An 18,402-nucleotide genomic window follows, 5' to 3' on the forward strand; every position below is an offset into this window, starting at 1 on the left:
CTCTCCACAGAGAGATTGTTCGATGAGGAGCGAACCCCTCACCCAAACGAGTTTGTTGCGGGCACCTTGTAGCCCTCTCCCACAAGGGGAGAGGGCGCAACAATGGGCGCCGCTCAGCTGAAGCTGCCGGGAGGAAACAACAAAAATGTCCGCCAGATACGACGAACTCAAAGGCCTCAAGAACCTCGGCCAGAAATATGCCTACACCGATCGCGAAGTGATGCTCTACGCCTACGGCATCGGGCTCGGCGCCGATCCGATGGACGAGAACGAGCTCGCTTTCGTCAACGAGGGCACGCTGACGCCGCGGCCGCTCAAGGTGGTGCCGACTTTTGCATCCGTCGCGGCGTGGGGCGCGGGTCCCGGCGAGATGAACCTCAACCGTGTGATGGTGGTCGACGGCGAGCGCGACATCACCTTCCACCAGCCGCTGCCGGTGGCGGCACACATCACCGCCGATTCCTCCGTGGTCGAAGTCTACGACAAGGGCAAGGACAAGGGCGTCGTCATCAGCCACCAGACCGTGCTCAAGAACGAGAAGGGCGAGAAGCTGGCAACTTTGGTCGCCTCGCGCTTCGCCCGCGGCGACGGCGGCTTTGGCGGGCCGAACCTGACCCAGCCGGATCCGCACAAGATCCCGTCGCGCGCACCCGACACGACCATCGACATCGTGACGCGCCCGGACCAGGCGCTGGTCTATCGTCTCTGCGGCGACCGTAACCCGCTGCACTCCGATCCCGAATTCGCGAAGAAGGCCGGCTTCCCGCGCCCGATCCTGCACGGCATGTGCACCTACGGCATCACTTGCCGCGGCGTACTCCAGACCTATGCCGACTACGACGCCTCCGCCTTCCGCCAGCACGTCGCGCGGTTCTCCTCGCCAGTCTATCCCGGCGAGACCGTGACCATGGACCTCTGGAAGGACGGCAGCGTGATCTCGTTCGAAGCCAAGGTGAAGTCGCGCGGCGTCACCGTGATCAAGAACGGCAAGACGGTGCTGGGTTGATGATGCCGCTCGACGCGCTCTGAGTTATCTCGTCATGCCCGGGCTTGTCCCGGGCATCCACGTTCTTCCGCGCGGTTGGCGACCAAGTTCGTGGATGGCCGGGACAAGCCCGGCCATGACGGAGCAAAAAAACAAAGGGAGACGCCACCATGGGACTACTCGACGGCAAGGTTGCGCTGATCACCGGCGCGGGTGGGGGGCTCGGTGAGGCCTACGCAAAGCTGTTCGCGCGGGAAGGGGCTTCCGTCGTCGTCAACGACCTCGGCGGTCCCCGTGACGGCTCCGGCGCCGACACATCGATGGCGCAGCTCGTGGTGGATGCGATCAAGTCCGAAGGCGGCAAAGCGGTCGCCAACGGCGCCGACATCTCCACTATGGAAGGCGGCCAGTCGGTGTTCGACGACGCCATCAAGCATTTCGGCCGCGCCGACATCCTCGTCAACAATGCCGGCATTCTGCGTGACCAGACCTTCGCCAAGGCCTCTGAGTCTGACTGGGACAAGGTCATCAAGGTGCATCTGAAGGGCACCTTTTGTTGCACCATGCCGGTGTTTCGCTGGATGCGGGAAAACGGCGGCGGGGTCATCGTCAACACCTCCTCGACCTCGGGCTTGATCGGCAATTTCGGCCAGAGCAATTACGGCGCGGCCAAGGGCGGGATCTGGGGCCTGTCCAACGTGCTGGCGATCGAGGGCCGCAAATACAACATCCGGATCTGGACGCTTGCGCCGGGCGCGTTGACCCGCATGACCGCAGACCTGCCCCGCTATAAGGAGAACCCCGGTGCGGCGCTGGGGCCGGACGGCATCGCGCCGGCCGTGCTATACATGGTCAGCGACTTGTCGGGCGACCAGACCGGCAAGGTGCTGGGCGTGTCCGGGCCCCGCGGCGTGCGCGAAATGCGGATGATGGAAATGGACGGCTGGAAGCCGCCGCACACGGGCTGGAAGGCCCAGGACATCGCCGATCATGCCAAGGAGATCTTCTTCTCCGAAGAGCAGATCAAGATGGGGGCGCGGCGGTTTTAGGCCATGGTCGTCCCGGGGCGCGCAGCGCGCGAACCCGGGACCTCGAGATTCCGGGTTCGATGCTAACGCATCGTCCCGAAATGATGAACAAGAGGATAGAGGACTAGATGAAACTCACCCCCGACGCCAAGGGCACCTTCGCAATCGCGCCGACGCCGTTCCACGATGACGGCCGGATCGACGAGCGCTCGATCGACCGCCTGACCGATTTCTACGAGGAGGTCGGCTGCGACGGCGTCACGGTGCTGGGCATTCTTGGCGAGGCGCCGAAGCTCGATGCCGCCGAGGCCGAACAGGTGGCGGTACGCTTCGTCAAGCGCGCCAAGAAAATGCAGGTGATCGTCGGCGTCTCCGCGCCGGGTTTCGCCACCATGCGCTCGCTGGCAAAGGCATCGATGGAGGCCGGTGCGGCCGGTGTGATGATCGCGCCGCCGCCGTCGTTGCGGACCGACGACCAGATCATCGGCTATTACAAGCAGGCGGCCGAAGCCATCGGCCCCGACGTGCCCTGGGTGCTCCAGGACTATCCGCTGACCTTGTCGGTGGTGTTCACCCCCGCCGTGATCCGCAAGATCGTCATGGACAATCCGAACTGCGTGATGCTCAAGCACGAGGACTGGCCGGGGCTGGAAAAGATCTCGACGCTGCGCAATTTCCAGAAGGACGGCTCGCTGCGGCCGCTCTCGATCCTCTGCGGCAACGGCGGGCTCTTTCTGGACTTTGAGATGGAGCGCGGCGCCGACGGCGCCATGACCGGCTATGCCTTCCCCGAGCTTCTGATCGACGTCGTGCGACTTTCGAAGGAAGGCAAGCGCGACGCCGCCCATGATCTGTTCGACGCACATCTGCCGCTGATCCGCTACGAGCAGCAGCCTGGCGCGGGCCTTGCCGTGCGCAAATACGTGCTGCAGAAGCGCGGCATCATCGCCTCCAGCGTCCAGCGCAAGCCAGGCGCCACCATCACGCCGGCGGCGAAGGCAGAGGTCGAGTACCTGCTGTCGCGCGTCGCCCGCGTCGACAAGCGCGCCAATCTCGGCCCGCAATCCAGCGCGGCAGGTTAGTCGAATGGCCGAGACGACAGCATCACGCCCTGCGTCGACGATCCTCCTGCTGCGCGACGGCGCAGCAGCGAAGGAAATTGAAGTCTTCATGATGGTCCGCCATCATCAGATCGAGTTCAGTTCGGGCGCGCTGGTGTTTCCCGGCGGCAGCGTCGATGCCGGCGATCAGGAGATCGTCAAGCGCTCCGACCTGTATTCGGGCGGCGAGGGCCTGAGTGAAGCGGACCGCGGGTTTCGGATCGCTGCGATCCGTGAGACCTTTGAGGAAAGCGGCATCCTGCTGGCGCGGTCGAAGGATTCGGGCACGCCTGTTGACGCCAGGCGCGCCGGCGAGATCGCCGATGCGCATCGCGTCGCGCTCAACGAGCACAAGGTTAGCTTCCTGAGCATTCTGGCCGATAACGGCCTCCAGCTCGCGCTCGATACGCTGGTGCCTTACGCGCACTGGATCACGCCCGAGGGGATGCCAAAACGTTTCGACACCTGGTTCTTCCTTGCGGCAGCACCGCCCGACCAGCTCGGCGCGCATGACGGCCGGGAGTCGACCGATTCGATCTGGGTCTCGCCGCGCGAGGCCGTGGAGGGCGGCGAGAGCGGCCGCTTCAAGCTGCCGTTCCCGACCACGCGCAATTTGATTCGGCTCGCCAAGCAGTCGAGCGTGAGCGCCGCGCTGGAGCACGCCCGCGGCATGTCTGTCGTGACGGTGATGCCTGTCATGACCAAGACCGACACCGGCCGCCAGCTCCGCATCCCCCGCGAGGCCGGCTATGACGGCGAAGTGTTCGAGGTTGGGGCGGTCGGCTAGGACAGTTCGACACACAACGAAGTATCCGCGAGGGCAGACGCGCTAGGTTCCGTCCCGGACAACGGGACGGAGCGCGCGACATGGACAACCGGCAGGACAACAACATTGCCGTCGAGCTGGCGCTGCTGCTCGCGCTCGCAACGCTCTGGGGCGGCTCCTACACCTTCATCAAGCTCGGCGTCGCCACCATTCCGCCGATCACGCTGATCGCAGCGCGCACCACGATTGCCGGCCTGCTGCTGCTCGCGATTATGTGGGCGCGGGGCATCAGGATGCCGACGGATGCCGCGACCTGGCAACGCTTCGCCTTCCAGGCCGTGCTCAACAGCGTGATCCCCTGGACGTTGATCGCCTGGGGCGAGCGCCATGTCGACGCCGCGCTCGCGACCATCCTCAACTCGGCCGGCCCGATCTTCACCTTCCTGCTCACGGCCGTTGTGACGCGTCACGAGGCGACGACACCGCGAAAGCTGGTCGGCGTGGTCGCCGGCATGGCCGGCATCCTGCTGATCGTCGGCGTCGATGCCTTCCATGATGTCGGAAACGGCCTCGTCGCGGAGGCCGCCATCGTTGCCGCCACCATCTGCTACGCCTGCGCCGCGATCTTCGGTCGCAGCTTCAAGGGCCTCGATCCCATGGCGCCTGCGGCCGGCTCGCTGCTGGCGGGGGCGGCGGCGCTGATCCCGGCCTTGCTCATCGTCGAGCAGCCCTGGACGCTGTCGCCCTCGCTGAGTTCCGTGCTGGCGCTGCTCGCGCTGGCGACCTTCTCGACCGCCGCGGCCTTCGTGATCTATTTCCGCCTGATCCAGACCCTGGGCTCGGTCGGCACCACCGCGCAGGCCTATCTCCGCGTGCCGATCGGGGTTGCCATCAGCGTCGCCTTCCTCGGCGAGGGCCTGAGCCGGACCGCCTGGATCGGCCTTGCCTGCGTCGTCCTCGGCGTCGCCGCCATGACCATCCCGGCCCGGCGGCCGGCCGACGTCAAAACGTCGTAAAACCGGCGCCAGGGAGGGCGGCAGGGCTTTAATATTAAGGATATTCGGCGGCCAGACGCATGTTCCCCCGGGACCGCAATACGTCGTATATTGGGAGCTCCAATAGCCCGGTCCTCACATCACCAATGTCCGCCGAATTGACGCCGACCCCTGAGAAAAAGCGAACATTCTCGCTCTCCATCGGCCAGCTCACGTTCGGCAGCTTCCTTCTGGTGCTGGCGGTGATCATCGTCACCTCGACCGCGAGCGTGATCGCGATCCGGCACATCGACAGGACCTTTGCCGAGCTGCAGCGGCTGCAGAGCGTCGGCGATCTCGCCGAGGACATCGACCGCCGCATGAACGAGCTGCGGCTCGCCGCGCGCGACTTCGTCACCGATCCCGGCGCCGGAATCCAGTTCAAGCAGGTGGGCGAGGCGGCCTCGACGCTCAGTGACATCCTGAAGAAGACCCGCATCGAGCTCGTGCCCGAGCAGCAGGATATGATCGACGGGGTCAGCGAGCGGCTTGCGACCTATCGCAGCGGGCTGGAGCGGATCTCGACCTTGATCGACCGCCGCGCCCAGCTACTTGCCGGCCTGCCGCCGCTCCGCGACCAGTTCGATGCGGCTGTCTCCGGCACCGGGGACCGAGAACTGGCATCCCGCCTGTCGGAAGCGCAGAGCCGGATCGCGCTCGGTTTGCTTGCGCGCAACCCGTCCGCGGCCGAGCAGGCGGCGCAGAGCATGTGGGCGATGGGGATCGCTGATCCGAAGCTCAGATCGGCCGTCAACGATTACGCCGAGGCTATCATCGCGGTCGCTGTCCGGGAACGGCAGATCGCCGACATCGACCGCGAAGTACTGGGAACCGAGGGCCGGCTGATCGGCCGCGTCACCGAATTGCTGCGCGAGGTCAGCGCCCGGCGCGGCCACGTGCTGTCGCGCGACTTTGCCCGCACGCTGACGGAGGCGCGCTGGCAGAGCATCGTGCTCGGTACCATCGGCGTGCTGATCGGCATTCTCGCGGCCGGCTTCGTGGTGCGGCGGACAGTCCGTCCTCTTGCCCAGATCGCGCGGTCGATCCGCGCGCTCGCAGCCGGCGAGAAGAACACCTCGATCCCGTCCGCCGACCTCGATAATGAGATCGGCGACATTGCGCGGGCGGCCGAAGTGTTCCGCCGCGCGCTGGAAGAGGCCGACACGGCGCGCGAGGCGGCGGTGCGCGCACTGACCGAGCAGCGCCTTGCCGAAGAGAGCTACCGGAAGCTGTTCGAGGGCTCGGTCGATGGCATCTATGTCACGACGCCGGCCGGCGACCTCCTCAACGCCAATCCGGCGCTGGCGCGGATGATGGGTTACGATGGCCCGCAGCAGCTGATCGACAGCATCAACGACATCGCCCACACCATCTACGTCAATCCCGAGGCACGCGTCGAATATCAGCGGCTGATGGCACGCGACGGCATGGTGCGCGAGTTCGAATACCAGGTGCGCCAGCGCGGCGGCGACATCTTGTGGCTGTCCGACAGTGCCACCGGCGTCCGCGACGAGGCGGGCAACATCGTCCGCTACGAGGGCACGCTGCGCGACATCACCGACCAGAAGCGCGCCGAAGACGCCATCGCCGAAGGGCGGCGCCTGCTCCAGCAGGTCATCGACACCGTGCCCGCGGTCATCAACGTCAAGGATCGCGATCTGCGCTACGTGCTGATGAACCGTTACATGGCCGGCATCTTCGGAATCGAGCCCGGCGATGCACTGGGTCGCACCACGGCCGACCTGATGTCGCGCTACGGCGCGGCCAAGTCCGACGAGAGCGACAAGCGCGTGCTGACGCTGCGAAAAGGTCTCGGCTTCTACGAAGAGGAGTACATTGATTCTTCCGGCCACATGCGGCAATGGCTCGTCAACAAGCTGCCGCTGCTCGATGCAGAAGGCGAGATCGAGCGGATCGTCACCGTGGCGCTCGATATCGGCGAGCGCAAGCGCGGCGAGCAGGAGATGCGGAAAGCCAAGGAATCCGCCGAGACCGCGCTGCGCAATCTGCGCGAGACCCAGGCCTCGTTGATCGAGGCGGAGAAGCTGGCGGCGCTCGGGCGCCTCGTCGCCGGCGTCGCACACGAGGTCAACAATCCCGTCGGCATCAGCCTCACGGTCGCCTCCGCGCTGGAGCGCAAGACCGCGATGTTCACCGCCGAGGTCGAGCGGGGCGAGTTGCGCCGCTCCACGCTCAACGACTTTCTCCATACCAGCCGCGACGCGTCCTCGCAGCTCGTCTCCAATCTCAATCGCGCCGCCGAGCTGATCCAATCGTTCAAGCAAGTCGCCGCCGACCGCAACTATTCGGACCAGCGCAGCTTCGATCTCGGTGACCTCACCGAGCAGGTGGTGATGAGTCTGCGGCCCGGCCTGCGAAAGCACAATCTGACGCTCAATGTCGAGTGCCAGCCCGATCTGACCATGAACAGCTATCCCGGACCGTACGGCCAGGTCCTGACCAATCTGTTTCTCAACGCGGTGGCGCACGCCTTCCCGGACGGCCGGCCGGGGACCATCGACATCCAGGTGCGCGAGTCCGGCAAGGACAATGTCGAGATCATCTTCTCCGACAATGGCTGCGGCATGTCGCTCGACGTCCGCCGCCGTGCCTTCGATCCGTTCTTCACGACGCGCCGCGACCAGGGCGGCACCGGCCTCGGGCTGCACATCGTCTACAGCATCGTCACGAACAGGCTTGGCGGACGGCTCGATCTGGATTCCGAACCGGGCGGCGGCACACGTATCCAGATCATCCTGCCGCGAGTCGCGCCACTCGAGCAGGCCGCGGAATAGCCCGAGCGTTTTCGAGCGAAGTAGATGCCCGGTTCGCGCGAAGAAAACGTCGAAATAACAACAATTGAGAGCTGAGATTCTGATTCAATCAGAACCGAAGCTCTAGTCGGCCTCTGCAAGCTTGTGCAGCGTTGCGCCGAAAATCTGGCTAGCCTTGCCGACCAGCGCGGTCCCCGTCATGTCCCCGCGCGTCTCCGTGAAGGTGCCGCTGACGCCGATGCCGACCGCGGCAGGGCCGCCGAACAGCGGATTGTCGTCACCCCGCGGCGAGGTGTGACGCTGGACCAGCACCTCGCCCTTGAAGGTATTGTCCTTCACCGTGTAGCTGCCGGTGTAATAGAGGTAGGCATCGCCGCCAAGAATCTTGCCGTCGCGAAAAAGAATCACGCCGCTGCCCTTGCCGACCCGACCATCGAGCAGGTTCACGTGAATCGAATAGAGGCCGTTCTTCATAACGTCCCGAGGCCGGCCGCCATCGCCCAATGGCGTAACCGGTAGGGCATTTATGCCAAAGCGCATGCGCCCACGCAACGCGGGAGTTTGGCCGCCGGGCTTGCGCGCCTGCCCGTGAGCCGTAGTTGTCCCGGCTTGTCTATGACGCCGCCATGACGGTCTGATCATGAAGCGAGGCCAGTCGTTGCGAATCAAGTTGGCCCGCGAAATGCATAACCATTGTTGCACTGGCCGCGGGGTGCTGGAGCAAGACAAACGTGAGCAACTGGATCGATTCCGGCGGCGAGAAGCCGCGTCTGTACAGTGTGCGTCCCACGATTTGCGAAACACGACAACGGCGGATTGGCGGCGCGGCACGCTGGCGAAGCGTGGCGAGCCTCGCTTGCGCCCTGACCCTGATCGCACTCGCAGCCCCCTTCGGGCACGCGCGCGACCGCGGCCAGTTCGTCAACACCAATGCCGAATTGAAGGCCTGGTTCGACGGCCTGCGAAGCGGCAAGGGGCCTTGCTGCTCCGATGCAGACGGCTCGGCGCTCTCGGACACCGACTGGGACAGCAAGGACGGGCACTATCGGGTCCGTGTTCCACGCTATGGCTACGTGATCGACGGCCGACCGCAGGAGCTCGTCTGGGTCGAGGTGCCCGAGGAGGCCGTGATCTCGGAGCCAACCGGGTGGGACGCACCATGGTCTGGCCGATCTACGGCTACATGGGCGTCGCCATCCGCTGCTTCATGCCCGGCAGCATGACTTAGGCGCTCCGGGCGGCACGACGACCGGTGAGCCGATGCGGCGCGCGCCGTGTCAGGTATATTTCTTGTCGCGCTCGAGCAGCTCGATGGAGATGCCTTCGGGGCCGCGGATGAAGCAGATGCGCACGCCGGGGCGGATCGTGGTCGGTTCGCGCGTGAAGGTGACGCCCTTGGCCTTGATCTCGGCGGCGACGGCGTCGATGTCCTTCACCGTGAGACCGAAATGGTCGAGGCCCTGATGCGGGTGCGACGGCGGCGGGTTGACCGCGTTGTCGCCTTCGAGTGGCGCAATGAAGATCCTTGCGCCTCCAAGATTCACGTCGATCCGTCCGGGCGCTTGCACGATCTCGCCACCGAGGATGTCCCGCAACCAGGCCGCCGTGGCCTCTGGATCAGGGCTGCGCAGATGGACGTGATCCCAAGTGACGACTGGCATTTCATGTTCTCCCGACGGGTCTTGATGTTGCAGCGCATGTTAGCGGCCTCGGCCGGTGACCGCCACCGCTCTTGCCACTCGAAAGCTGCGCGGGAACCTTAGTTCGTCTTCCCGATTAAGGTAAGCAGTGGCCGAATTCGTTGTCGAACGTGCTTCCGCCGCGATCGGTGAGGCAACCATGAACGCTCGGTTTGACCGCATCGGGTTAGGGCGTTTCGCCGGGACCGGCGAACGACTGGCGCGGGCGGTGACGATCGCGAGCGTTTCATTTGGGCGAGGCCTGCTGTGGCTGTTGGCGGCCATCATCGTCGGTTGCGGCGTCTGGATGCTGCTCCCTCTCTCCAGAGGCAACAGTGCCGAACCGGTGAGGTCTGACGTGGCAGCGGTCGAGACGGCGCCTTCGGGCGACGAGGCCGTCGTGTCGTCGCCATCCGAAGCTCAGATTCCGACAATGGCTGAACTCGGTCGGATCAGGATTTCATCGCAGACCTGGCGCCGCGGCGGCCATGGCTCGAAGGCGCTGGTGACGTTCACGCTGCGCAACGACAACGACTATGCCGTAAAGGATGTCGAGATCGCCTGTGCTTTTGCGCGGCGCGATGGCAGTCATCTCACTGACCGCAGCCGCGTTCTGGCGGATACGGTTAACATGAAGAGCCGCAAGACTTTTGCGCGCATTCCTGTCGGCTTCGTCAATGTGAATGCCGATCAGGCGAAGTGTTCGCTTGTGGCAGCACGTCGGACCTAAGGCCGGCATTTTTCGGTAGCGGAAAAGTTACTGTCCTGGGGCCTTGGCCAAAAAACTTGCCGTCGCCATTTGAACCGAATGGCTGGGGCAGGAACCAATTAAATGATCGCCTGTTGAGGCGGAGAGCCCACGCGGGGATGCGGCGGGCGGAGCGCGGCCAATGCCTATCCTTCGGTATTTCATTTTTGTCGGTGGAGCCTTGCTCGCACTGCTGCTCGCGGCGAACCACGTTCTGCCGACTTCGCCTGTGACGCAGGCGGTTGCAACCGCAAGCAACGAACAGCCGTTGATCCGGATCCGGTCCGATCGCCACCTGCCGGAGCGCGTCGTGCTCGACACCACTCAGCCGCCGCTTGCCGCCCCTGCGGTGAAGATCGCCGCCGCCGCGGCTCCCCAGCCGCCCGTGGAGGGTATGTCGCCGGCCTTGGCCGAGATTACAGCCAAGGCGCGGGTCCGCGAGACTTTCGCTCAATTCACGCCGGCCGCGAAGGCTGATGCCGCTGCGGTCAAGAAGGCCGAAGCCAAGACGCAAGTTCAGGCGCAGGCCCAGGCCCAGACTCCTCAGGCCCAGCCACTTCAGACCCCAGCGCAGCAGCCCAAGCGCAAGGTCGCCAGAGCGCATCCGGTGCCGCAGCAAGGGCGGCCGATGATGGTGATGGCGCAGCAGCCGCATTTCGGCTTCTTCGATAGCACCTGGTAAGAGCGGGTCTGCCCCGTCTCGAATCGGGGCGGGAAGGGCTTTTTATTGGCGGGCCTCTCTGCTAATTCGAACCCATCCGAACGTCATCCGGCCTGCTGCCCGCCAGCAGCGAACTGGGGCGTCTCGGCTGCGGCCCAATGTCGGGCCCAGGGCGCTCGTAGCTCAGCTGGATAGAGCATCGGATTTCGATTCCGAGGGTCGGGAGTTCGAATCTCTCCGAGCGCGCCAATTCCGGATATGTTCGGAAGAGGGCGCTGACAACAACAACAACAACCACCGCCGCAGCGGCCTGCCTGGTCAGCCTGCCGTCGGACCGGCTTGCCGGCCCCGCGCCAGCGTGTCGGACGGCGCTTCGTGGAAGGTCGCGCGGTAAGCTGCGGCAAACTCCCCCAAATGGTGAAAGCCTTGGGCGCGCGCGCATGTGGTGACGGTGGCGCCGCCGCCTTTGAGAAGGCGAGACCGGGTGGCCCACAATTTTTTCAGGCGAATGTACTGGTGCAAGCTCATGCCGCGCACCTTGCTGACGGCGCCGCCGAGCGTCCGGATCGAGACGCCGAACTCGCCGGCGAGATCGGCTGTATAGATCGGAGCAGTCGGATGTGTCGCGACGTAATCGTCGATCCGCTGCACGAGTTTGATCGACCGCTCGCCCTGGACGGAGGCACTCCGGTCTGAGAGCGGATCGATGCAAAACAGATCGTCGAGCGCGAGCAGCAGACCTTCCTGGAGATGGGCGGCGACCTCGGTCGTTTCGAACAGGGCCGGCTGCACCGACGCGGTTCGCAGAATGTCGAGCAGGAGCTGGCGTATGTGGAGCAAAGCGGGGCGGTTCGCGCCAAAGGCCCGCAAATCGTCCACCTGATCGAACCAGCCCCGGTCACTCAGGCCAGGCGAGAAGATGATCATCGCATGATGATTGGTCCGGCGCTCGACGAAATGGCATTCATCGCTGCCGCGGAGCGCGATGAAGAAGCGCGCGTCCAGCTCCATGCCCTTGGAATTGACCTGAAGGTCGTCCGTCATGGGCAGGATCACCATCCCGCCGGGCATCCGATAGGCGGCGTCGAGGATGCGCGCGAACGAGCGCATCATGACGATGCGGCAGCCGGGCAGGGAGACGACAGCGCGAGCCGCCGCGAAATTCTGGACATCGAGCGGAATGCTTCTCGCATCCTCCATCGACTCGATCGGCCGAAACGCATCGACGTCGGCAAAGCCGATCAATTGAAGCGCCGAGGATGGGGCGAGGGCGTCGAACAACATGGGTGTGGCCGGCTGCCGCAATGTGACAATCAAATGAACGTCAGTACATCGCCATCAATGGCGAAACATCGCGCTTCAGTAAACCGGATTCCGGGCCGTAGTATTGCGGACATCATCGCATAAAGCCCGGCGGATCGATGTCGTCGTCAACGGTCTCGCGTCATCGGCTGGCCGGAGGCGAGGTCGATGAAATGCAGCCGCGTACAGGCAGGACAGGCGAAGGAGGCAAAGCTCTGCGCCTCCTGTCTCTGTTGCTTCTCGAGATGTGTCTGCACATTCATGCCCGTCTGGGGACATCGAAAAACGATCAAATCGACCATCGTCGGAGAATGACGGCGTGGCGGATTTCGTCTTTGATCTAGATCAGTTTTGGAATGCCTCCAGATCAACATCCTTGATCTCGCAAAAGCGAAGGGGGCCCCGGAGGGCCCCCTTAAAATCACCAGCGGCGGTAGCGTGGTCCGTAATAGCGAGGACCACCATAAAAGCGCGGTGCATATCGGGGACCATAGTAGGGCCGCGGCCCGTAGTATCCATAGTAGTTCGGGCGCCAGAAACAGCGTCCCCAGGCGTCACAGACCATGCGGACCTGCTCGACGTCCGAGACCTGCGGCGTCGCAGGAGCAGGCGCGATGGGCATGGCGGACGCCGCCGATGCGACCAACGCACCCAACAGGGACGCGGCGACGAGGCCAATTCTAAGCTTCATGATGTCTTTCTCCGCTTACGCAATACAGGGATATCGAAGTTTGTTCTGATCAAATTGTGGCGAGACCGAAATGTAATGCTGATGAACAGGTCTTCAGCCAGCCCGCCGCGGGCCTGACCTTTGGCTCCGGGAAACTATCCCAGGTTCGAGCTCTTGACCAATGCTGCGCTTGCGTTTGCGTCCCCGCAGGACATTGCCGCCATCCTTGATCCCGCGCAATTCAGCGGTGCGGCTTCGTCCCTAAGCTTGGCGTCGTGCCAGCCTTTCGAGCAATTCGAAGAGCAGGCTCGCGAGGTCGCTTTGGAGCTGTGCAAATGGACAAAATGAGAATCGACAAGGGTGACTGGCTGGTCGTGTGCGACGGGCGCAAGGCGCTCATTTTGGAAAACCTCGGCGACGAGATGTTTCCGAACCTCCATACCAGGGAGGTGCACGAGCAGCCTAATCCCTCGACCGGTGCGCAAGGGACCGACGCTCCCGGCAGGCTCCATGGCGCGGCCGGCAGCACGCGCAGCTCGGTGGAGCAGACTGATTGGCATGACGAGGCCGAGCGCGCCTTCCTGCGCGGCCTCGCCGGACGGCTCGATGCCGCCGTCAGCTCAGGCGAGACCTCGGCCTTGACCATGGTGGCCTCGCCGCGCGCGCTTGGGATGATCCGCGCCGACTATTCGGACGTAGTGCGCAAGGCACTCCAGGGCGAGGTCGGCAAGGACCTCGTCAAACAGCCGGTCTACGAGATCGAGAAGCAATTGCTGCTGTCGGGCGCCGTCAAATAGGGCCCCCGCAGAGAATACGCCTGCGCCCCTCAGTAGCAGGGGTGCCGGCGGCGGTCCTGGCCGACATAGGCGGCTGCGCTCTGGTAGCAATGGTTGGTCGACGGGCCGTCGTAAAAGGCGAACGTCCCGGGAGTCATGCCGGGCCCGTAATTGTGCAGATAGCTGATCGGGTAGGGCAGCGGGTTCGTGTAGTGGCGGTGGTACCGGTGATGTCCACGCGCCTCTGCGAGGCCAGGGACAAGGATTGCGGCCGACAGGGCAGCAATCGCGGCTACAAGCTTCAACTTGCTCATCTCGAATCTCCGGAACCCGCACGAATAGGACACCCGTTTATAGCCACTTCGGGGGGCCGGAACACCCGTCCGAAGCCCGGAAATCGGGGCCAATCCCGCAGATTCCCAAGTGGGTGTGACAGAATTGCCGGTTCTGTGGTCCAGACTTGCCCATTTTTGGCCTTTTCGAGATGCTTAACGAATTCCCCACACAAGTGTGACCAAAGAGAATTAGCATAAGACTCCTGTTGCCGGCTTTTTGGGGTCCATAGGCCGGTCCATTCCTGAAGGCTTTCGCCGTCACCTCACCATGCGCATCACGCTTCTGAGTCTGCTGTTGCTCTCAGTCGTCGCCGCCTCGCCGGCGCGGGCGGAGCTGCACATCACCCGCGACCACGGCGGCTATGTCGAGGAGTACAAGGCCAAGTACAAGCGCGTCCGCGAGAAGGGCGAGCGCGTCATCATCGACGGCATCTGCAACTCGGCCTGCACCCTGGTGCTCGGCATCGTGCCGATGAACAAGATCTGCGTGACGCCGCGTGCCAGCCTCGGCTTCCACCAAGCCTACTACGACAAGGCCTTCACCTTCGGCATCAAGGTCACCAGCGCGGAGGGGACGTCCGACCTTATGGCCTATTACCCCGACAAGGTGAAGGACTGGATCCGCCGCAATGGCGGGCTCACCACCGACATGAAAAAGATCAAGAACGGCGTCGAGCTCTGGAAGATCATCGATCCCTGTCCGGACGAATGGTGAGCGGCTGAGCCGTCGCTCCGTCGCAGGGCAGCATCGCTCGGACAAAATTGGTCCAAATTCGCATTGCCGCATTGGCCCCCGGTGGGGCAATGAGGGCGGCAATGAACCAAAATCAAGAAGCCCTGGCCGCCCGCGCCGCGCCGATCCTGTTCGTCCTGCTCTGGAGCACCGGCTTCATCGGCACGAAATACGTCGTCAACAATGCCGACCCCTTGACCTACCTCGCCATCCGCATGGCGTTCGTGGTCGGTCTGATGGCAATCATCGTGGCGATTGCGCGACCGAAATGGCCGGACCGTATCGGCATCGCGCACAGCGCGGTCGCCGGCATCCTCGTCCATGGCTTCTATCTCGGCGGCACCGCAATCGCGATCGCGCACTCGGTTCCGGCCGGGCTCTCCGCGCTCATTCCGGGCCTTCAGCCGATTCTGACCTCGACCATCGCCAACCGCTGGCTCGGGGAGAAGGTGACGCCAGTGCAATGGGCGGGGCTCGTGCTTGGCCTCGGCGGCGTGGTGCTGATCCTGCACGGCCGTCCCATGACTGGCGAAGCCGGGCTCGGCTGGCTCGCCTCCGTGGTCTCGCTGATCAGCATCACGCTCGGCACGCTCTATCAGCGCCGCTACTGCAACCAGATCGACTGGCGCGCCGGCAATCTCGTGCAGTACGTATCCGTCACGATCTTCTTCGCGATCGGCGCCTTCCTGTTCGAGGACCGCGTGGTGCACTGGACGCGCGAGTTCATGCTTGCGCTGGCCTGGCTCGCCGTGGCGCTTTCGATCGGTTCGATCGGGCTGCTGTACTGGCTGATCCGCCATGCCGCCGCCACATCTGTCGCCAGCCTGTTCTATCTGGTGCCCGCCGTGACGGCGCTGATGGCTTATCTGCTGTTCGGAGAGAAGCTCGATGCGCTGGCGATCGCGGGCATGGTGATGTGCGCGGCCGCGGTGTTCGTGGTCAACCGACGCTTCTAGGACCGGCGGGCCGGATCCCCGGAATACATCCCTGACGTGCGGGTGCGTTCGTGTTAGGTTTGGGGCATTTCAGCCTCCCTTTCACACGGTGATTTCCATGAAGAAGGCGCGTCGTGCACTGCTCGCCAGATCCCTGAAGCCGGTCCGGATTGCCTGCATCAATTACGCAGAGGAGATGATGAGCGAGCGGATGATGGCGCGGCTCACGGCCGCGCTGCAGAAATGCTATGACGAGCACTTCCTGCCGGTCTGGGGTTATCCCGTCGATCTCGACGTCACCCGCAAGCCGAAGCCCACCGACTGGCAGCTGGTCTATTTCGACGATGCGACCCACGAAAATTTCCTCGGGCGGCATGAATTGACGCATCGGGGACAGCCGATCTCGAAGATCTTCCTCAAGGCGCTGGCCGAGGACGATCCGGTCAGTCTGGCAGCCTCGCATGAGCTGTTCGAGATGGTGCTCGACCCCATGGCCAATCTGTGGGCCGACAAGACCCGGCACACCCAATATGCCTACGAGGTTTGCGACGCGGTCGAAGAGGACGCCTTCGTCGTCAACGGCTTCCCGATGTCGAACTTCGTCTATCCCTCCTGGTTCGAACCCTTCAAGCATCCCCGGGGCACGAAGTTCGACCACATGGGATCGCTCAAGGAGCCGTTCTCGATGACCGAGGGCGGCTACGTCATCAAGAAGGTGAACGGCAGGAGATTGATCAAGCAGTTCGGCTCACCTGAGAAGCGGCGGCGCTTCAACGCCGAGGACCGGCGCGGTCATCGCAGCGAATTCCGCGATCCGCAAGGCGAGCATCATCCGGGCCGGCGTGCAGCCAAACGGCGAGGATAGGGGGCGCGGCGAGGTCTCCGGGCGCGTCCGCACCCGGAGACTTGGGCTTTGCGATCAGCGCTTGGCCTTCTTTTTCGACTTGGCAGCTTTCTTGGTGGCCTTCTTTGCCGTTTTCTTTGCAGTTTTCTTGGCCGCCTTCTTCGACGACTTCTTTGCAGCTTTCTTCGAAGTCTTCTTGGCCGCCTTCTTCGAGGTTTTCTTCGCAGCCTTCTTGGCTTTCTTCTTGGAAGCCTTCTTCGGCGCTACCTTCTTCGCGACCTTCTTGGCGGCTTTCTTCACCTGCTTGACGGCGGTGACAGCGGCGTCCTTGGTCGTTTCTACGGCGGCGGTGATCGTGTCCATCGCCTGTTCGGTGATCGGCTTGTCGTCGTCCATATCGTCCCCCACGGTTTGCATGGAGCGATGACGATAGCGGGTTTCATAATTGTGTCAAAGCAACGCTCAACCTTTGCGGATCTTTGCGTAGGCGGCGAGCGCGCGCTCTCGTCCCTTGGCATGATCGACAATCGGATGCGGATAGGTCTTGCCGAGCGTGACGCCGGCGCTTGCAAGCTCGATCGGCGTCGCCTGCCAGGGCTGGTGGATCAGCTTGGCGGGTACGTCTTTCAGCTCGGGCCCCCAGCGCCGCACATAGGTTCCATCCGGGTCGAACTTCTGGCCCTGCAGCACCGGATTGAACACGCGGAAATAGGGCGCCGCGTCGGCGCCGCAGCCGGCGACCCACTGCCAGTTGGCCGGATTGCTGCCGGCATCCGCATCGACCAGCGTGTCCCAGAACCAGCTTTCGCCGTCGCGCCAGTCGATCAGGAGGTGCTTGACCAGGAACGAGGCGACCACCATTCGCACCCGGTTGTGCATCACGCCGGTGTGCCAAAGCTCGCGAAGGCCGGCGTCGACGATGGGATAGCCTGTGCGGCCGCGCTGCCAGGCGGAGAGCGCCTTGGCGTCGGGCTTCCATGGGAAGCTGTCGAAGTTCGCTTGCAGGTTTTCGGTGGCAAGGTTGGGATGGTCGTGCAGCAGGTGCCGGCAGAACTCGCGCCAGCCGAGCTCGCTCAGGAACTTGTCGACACCAGGTCCGATCGCGGGATTTTCCGCTGCGGCGAACCGCGCGGCGTACCAGACCTGGCGCGGGCTGAGTTCGCCGAACCTCAAATGCGGTGACAGGTGTGAGGTGCCTTCCCGGTCCGGGCGGTCGCGATCGCCGACATAGCCACGTGCGATGTGCTCGAGAAAGTCGCACAGGCGGCTGCGGGCGGAGGCTTCGCCGGCGGTCCATGTCTCGCGCAGGCCGCCGGCCCAATCGGGCGTGCCCGGCTCGAGCTTCCAGGTCTCCAGCGCGTCGCTGGCGACCGTCGGCGCAGGACGCAGCTCCTTCGGGGCCGGCAGGGGCTTGGGCGGATCGCCGAGCGCCAGCACGCGCCGCCAGAATGGCGTGAACACGCGCAGGCCGCGGCCTTCCTTGTTGCGGATTGCCGCGGGCGGGACGAGCAAGTCACCGGGAAAACTATGCGAGTCCACGCCGATCTTCGCCAGCGCAGCTTCGAGCTGCCGCTCAACCGCCTGATGCGGCGCCTGTGCGATCCCATTCCAGTAGACCGCGCCGGACCCGCTCTCGCGCGCCACTTCGGTGATTACCCTGGCCGCCGGCCCCTTGCGCAGGATCAGCGATCCGCCGCGGGTGGCAATGTCGGCGCCGAGCGCCCGCAGCGACTGCGCCAGCCACCAACGTGCCGCCGCGCCCGGCGCTCGCCCGGCCGCGTCGTCCAGCACATAGAGGCATATTACCGGCGCGCCGGTCTTTGCAGCGGCCTTGGCGGCGGCGTGGAGGGAGGGATGGTCGGACAGGCGGAGGTCATCGCGAAACCAGACGATGATGGGCGGAGCGCTTGGCGTGGTCCTTAGCGTAGTTCTGGGCGTGGTCAGGGGTGTCCTCGTTAACGATTTGGAAAGCATGTCGCGACGGGAACCGCGTTAATGCGGCCGCAAGCCGATTGCATGAATATGCAGGAAT

General features: G+C 64.1%; 19 protein-coding genes, 1 tRNA gene and 1 pseudogene. 14 read left to right on the top strand and 7 right to left on the bottom strand.

All coding sequences use genetic code 11. From position 1 onward, the window contains the following. Positions 1-145 precede the first annotated feature (145 nt). The 6 genes from AC0L3P_RS02015 to AC0L3P_RS02040 all read left to right on the top strand — a co-directional run bounded on the left by AC0L3P_RS02015 (position 146) and on the right by AC0L3P_RS02040 (position 7,708). Complete coding sequence (locus AC0L3P_RS02015; protein ID WP_007603085.1) at positions 146-1,006, top strand: MaoC family dehydratase; 861 nt, start codon at positions 146-148, stop codon at positions 1,004-1,006. 149 nt (positions 1,007-1,155) lie between these two features. Next, the gene (locus AC0L3P_RS02020; RefSeq protein ID WP_275168068.1) at positions 1,156-2,034 is read left to right on the top strand and encodes an SDR family oxidoreductase; all 879 of its coding nucleotides are present in this window, start codon (positions 1,156-1,158) and stop codon (positions 2,032-2,034) included. A gap of 107 nt (positions 2,035-2,141) precedes the next feature. Continuing rightward, the gene (locus tag AC0L3P_RS02025; RefSeq protein ID WP_275168067.1) at positions 2,142-3,095 is read left to right on the top strand and encodes a dihydrodipicolinate synthase family protein; all 954 of its coding nucleotides are present in this window, start codon (positions 2,142-2,144) and stop codon (positions 3,093-3,095) included. Positions 3,096-3,099: 4 nt separating this feature from the next. After that, complete coding sequence (locus AC0L3P_RS02030; protein ID WP_473300870.1) at positions 3,100-3,900, top strand: NUDIX hydrolase; 801 nt, start codon at positions 3,100-3,102, stop codon at positions 3,898-3,900. An 80-nt stretch (positions 3,901-3,980) separates the two neighbouring features. Continuing rightward, positions 3,981-4,895: a DMT family transporter gene (locus tag AC0L3P_RS02035; protein ID WP_275168064.1), complete on the top strand. Its 915-nt coding sequence runs from the start codon at positions 3,981-3,983 to the stop codon at positions 4,893-4,895. Positions 4,896-5,020: 125 nt separating this feature from the next. Further along, positions 5,021-7,708: a PAS domain S-box protein gene (locus tag AC0L3P_RS02040; RefSeq protein WP_275168063.1), complete on the top strand. Its 2,688-nt coding sequence runs from the start codon at positions 5,021-5,023 to the stop codon at positions 7,706-7,708. Positions 7,709-7,810: 102 nt separating this feature from the next. Here the strand turns inward: AC0L3P_RS02040 and AC0L3P_RS02045 are convergent, their stop codons facing one another. Further along, complete coding sequence (locus tag AC0L3P_RS02045; RefSeq protein ID WP_007603093.1) at positions 7,811-8,161, bottom strand: GrlR family regulatory protein; 351 nt, start codon at positions 8,159-8,161, stop codon at positions 7,811-7,813. A gap of 257 nt (positions 8,162-8,418) precedes the next feature. On the opposite strand from AC0L3P_RS02045, the pseudogene AC0L3P_RS02050 reads away from it, so the two are divergent. Continuing rightward, positions 8,419-8,915, top strand: a pseudogene (locus AC0L3P_RS02050) (hypothetical protein). 49 nt (positions 8,916-8,964) lie between these two features. Here AC0L3P_RS02050 and AC0L3P_RS02055 read toward each other — a convergent pair. Then, positions 8,965-9,348 carry a VOC family protein gene (locus AC0L3P_RS02055; RefSeq protein ID WP_275168059.1) on the bottom strand — a complete coding sequence of 128 codons (384 nt, stop codon included), beginning with the start codon at positions 9,346-9,348 and terminating at the stop codon, positions 8,965-8,967. Positions 9,349-9,526: 178 nt separating this feature from the next. Here AC0L3P_RS02055 and AC0L3P_RS02060 point away from each other — a divergent pair, with 178 nt between their 5' ends. From AC0L3P_RS02060 to AC0L3P_RS02070, 3 genes are all read left to right on the top strand, one after another. Further along, a complete protein-coding gene (locus AC0L3P_RS02060; RefSeq protein ID WP_473300871.1) occupies positions 9,527-10,096 on the top strand; it encodes a hypothetical protein in 570 nt (189 codons plus the stop codon). A 160-nt stretch (positions 10,097-10,256) separates the two neighbouring features. After that, a complete protein-coding gene (locus AC0L3P_RS02065; protein ID WP_275168058.1) occupies positions 10,257-10,796 on the top strand; it encodes a hypothetical protein in 540 nt (179 codons plus the stop codon). Between the two features lie 151 nt (positions 10,797-10,947). Then, positions 10,948-11,024: transfer RNA gene (locus AC0L3P_RS02070), tRNA-Arg, on the top strand. A gap of 69 nt (positions 11,025-11,093) precedes the next feature. Here AC0L3P_RS02070 and AC0L3P_RS02075 read toward each other — a convergent pair. Then, positions 11,094-12,059, bottom strand: coding sequence for an AraC family transcriptional regulator (locus tag AC0L3P_RS02075; protein ID WP_275168057.1), 966 nt, complete (start codon positions 12,057-12,059; stop codon positions 11,094-11,096). Between the two features lie 439 nt (positions 12,060-12,498). Next, complete coding sequence (locus AC0L3P_RS02080; protein ID WP_275168056.1) at positions 12,499-12,768, bottom strand: hypothetical protein; 270 nt, start codon at positions 12,766-12,768, stop codon at positions 12,499-12,501. Between the two features lie 314 nt (positions 12,769-13,082). On the opposite strand from AC0L3P_RS02080, the gene AC0L3P_RS02085 reads away from it, so the two are divergent. Next, positions 13,083-13,544 carry a host attachment protein gene (locus AC0L3P_RS02085; RefSeq protein WP_275168055.1) on the top strand — a complete coding sequence of 154 codons (462 nt, stop codon included), beginning with the start codon at positions 13,083-13,085 and terminating at the stop codon, positions 13,542-13,544. 29 nt (positions 13,545-13,573) lie between these two features. Here AC0L3P_RS02085 and AC0L3P_RS02090 read toward each other — a convergent pair whose 3' ends face one another. Beyond that, positions 13,574-13,837 (bottom strand): hypothetical protein, encoded by a 264-nt coding sequence (locus AC0L3P_RS02090; RefSeq protein ID WP_275168054.1) that lies wholly within the window; start codon positions 13,835-13,837, stop codon positions 13,574-13,576. Between the two features lie 289 nt (positions 13,838-14,126). Between AC0L3P_RS02090 and AC0L3P_RS02095 the strand changes: the two genes are divergently transcribed. The 3 genes from AC0L3P_RS02095 (at position 14,127) to AC0L3P_RS02105 (ending at position 16,391) form a co-directional block, all read left to right on the top strand. Then, positions 14,127-14,573: a hypothetical protein gene (locus tag AC0L3P_RS02095; RefSeq protein WP_275168053.1), complete on the top strand. Its 447-nt coding sequence runs from the start codon at positions 14,127-14,129 to the stop codon at positions 14,571-14,573. Positions 14,574-14,674: 101 nt separating this feature from the next. Further along, the gene (locus AC0L3P_RS02100) at positions 14,675-15,547 is read left to right on the top strand and encodes a DMT family transporter (protein WP_275168052.1); all 873 of its coding nucleotides are present in this window, start codon (positions 14,675-14,677) and stop codon (positions 15,545-15,547) included. Between the two features lie 97 nt (positions 15,548-15,644). Further along, positions 15,645-16,391 (top strand): hypothetical protein, encoded by a 747-nt coding sequence (locus AC0L3P_RS02105; RefSeq protein WP_275168051.1) that lies wholly within the window; start codon positions 15,645-15,647, stop codon positions 16,389-16,391. 54 nt (positions 16,392-16,445) lie between these two features. Here the strand turns inward: AC0L3P_RS02105 and AC0L3P_RS02110 are convergent, their stop codons facing one another. Together AC0L3P_RS02110 and AC0L3P_RS02115 are read right to left on the bottom strand one after the other, a co-directional pair. Beyond that, positions 16,446-16,766, bottom strand: a complete 321-nt coding sequence (locus AC0L3P_RS02110) for a histone (RefSeq protein WP_275168050.1) — start codon at positions 16,764-16,766, stop codon at positions 16,446-16,448. 66 nt (positions 16,767-16,832) lie between these two features. Continuing rightward, positions 16,833-18,344 carry a cryptochrome/photolyase family protein gene (locus AC0L3P_RS02115; RefSeq protein ID WP_473300872.1) on the bottom strand — a complete coding sequence of 504 codons (1,512 nt, stop codon included), beginning with the start codon at positions 18,342-18,344 and terminating at the stop codon, positions 16,833-16,835. Positions 18,345-18,402 lie beyond the last annotated feature (58 nt).

The organism is Bradyrhizobium sp. WSM4874 (assembly GCF_055811835.1).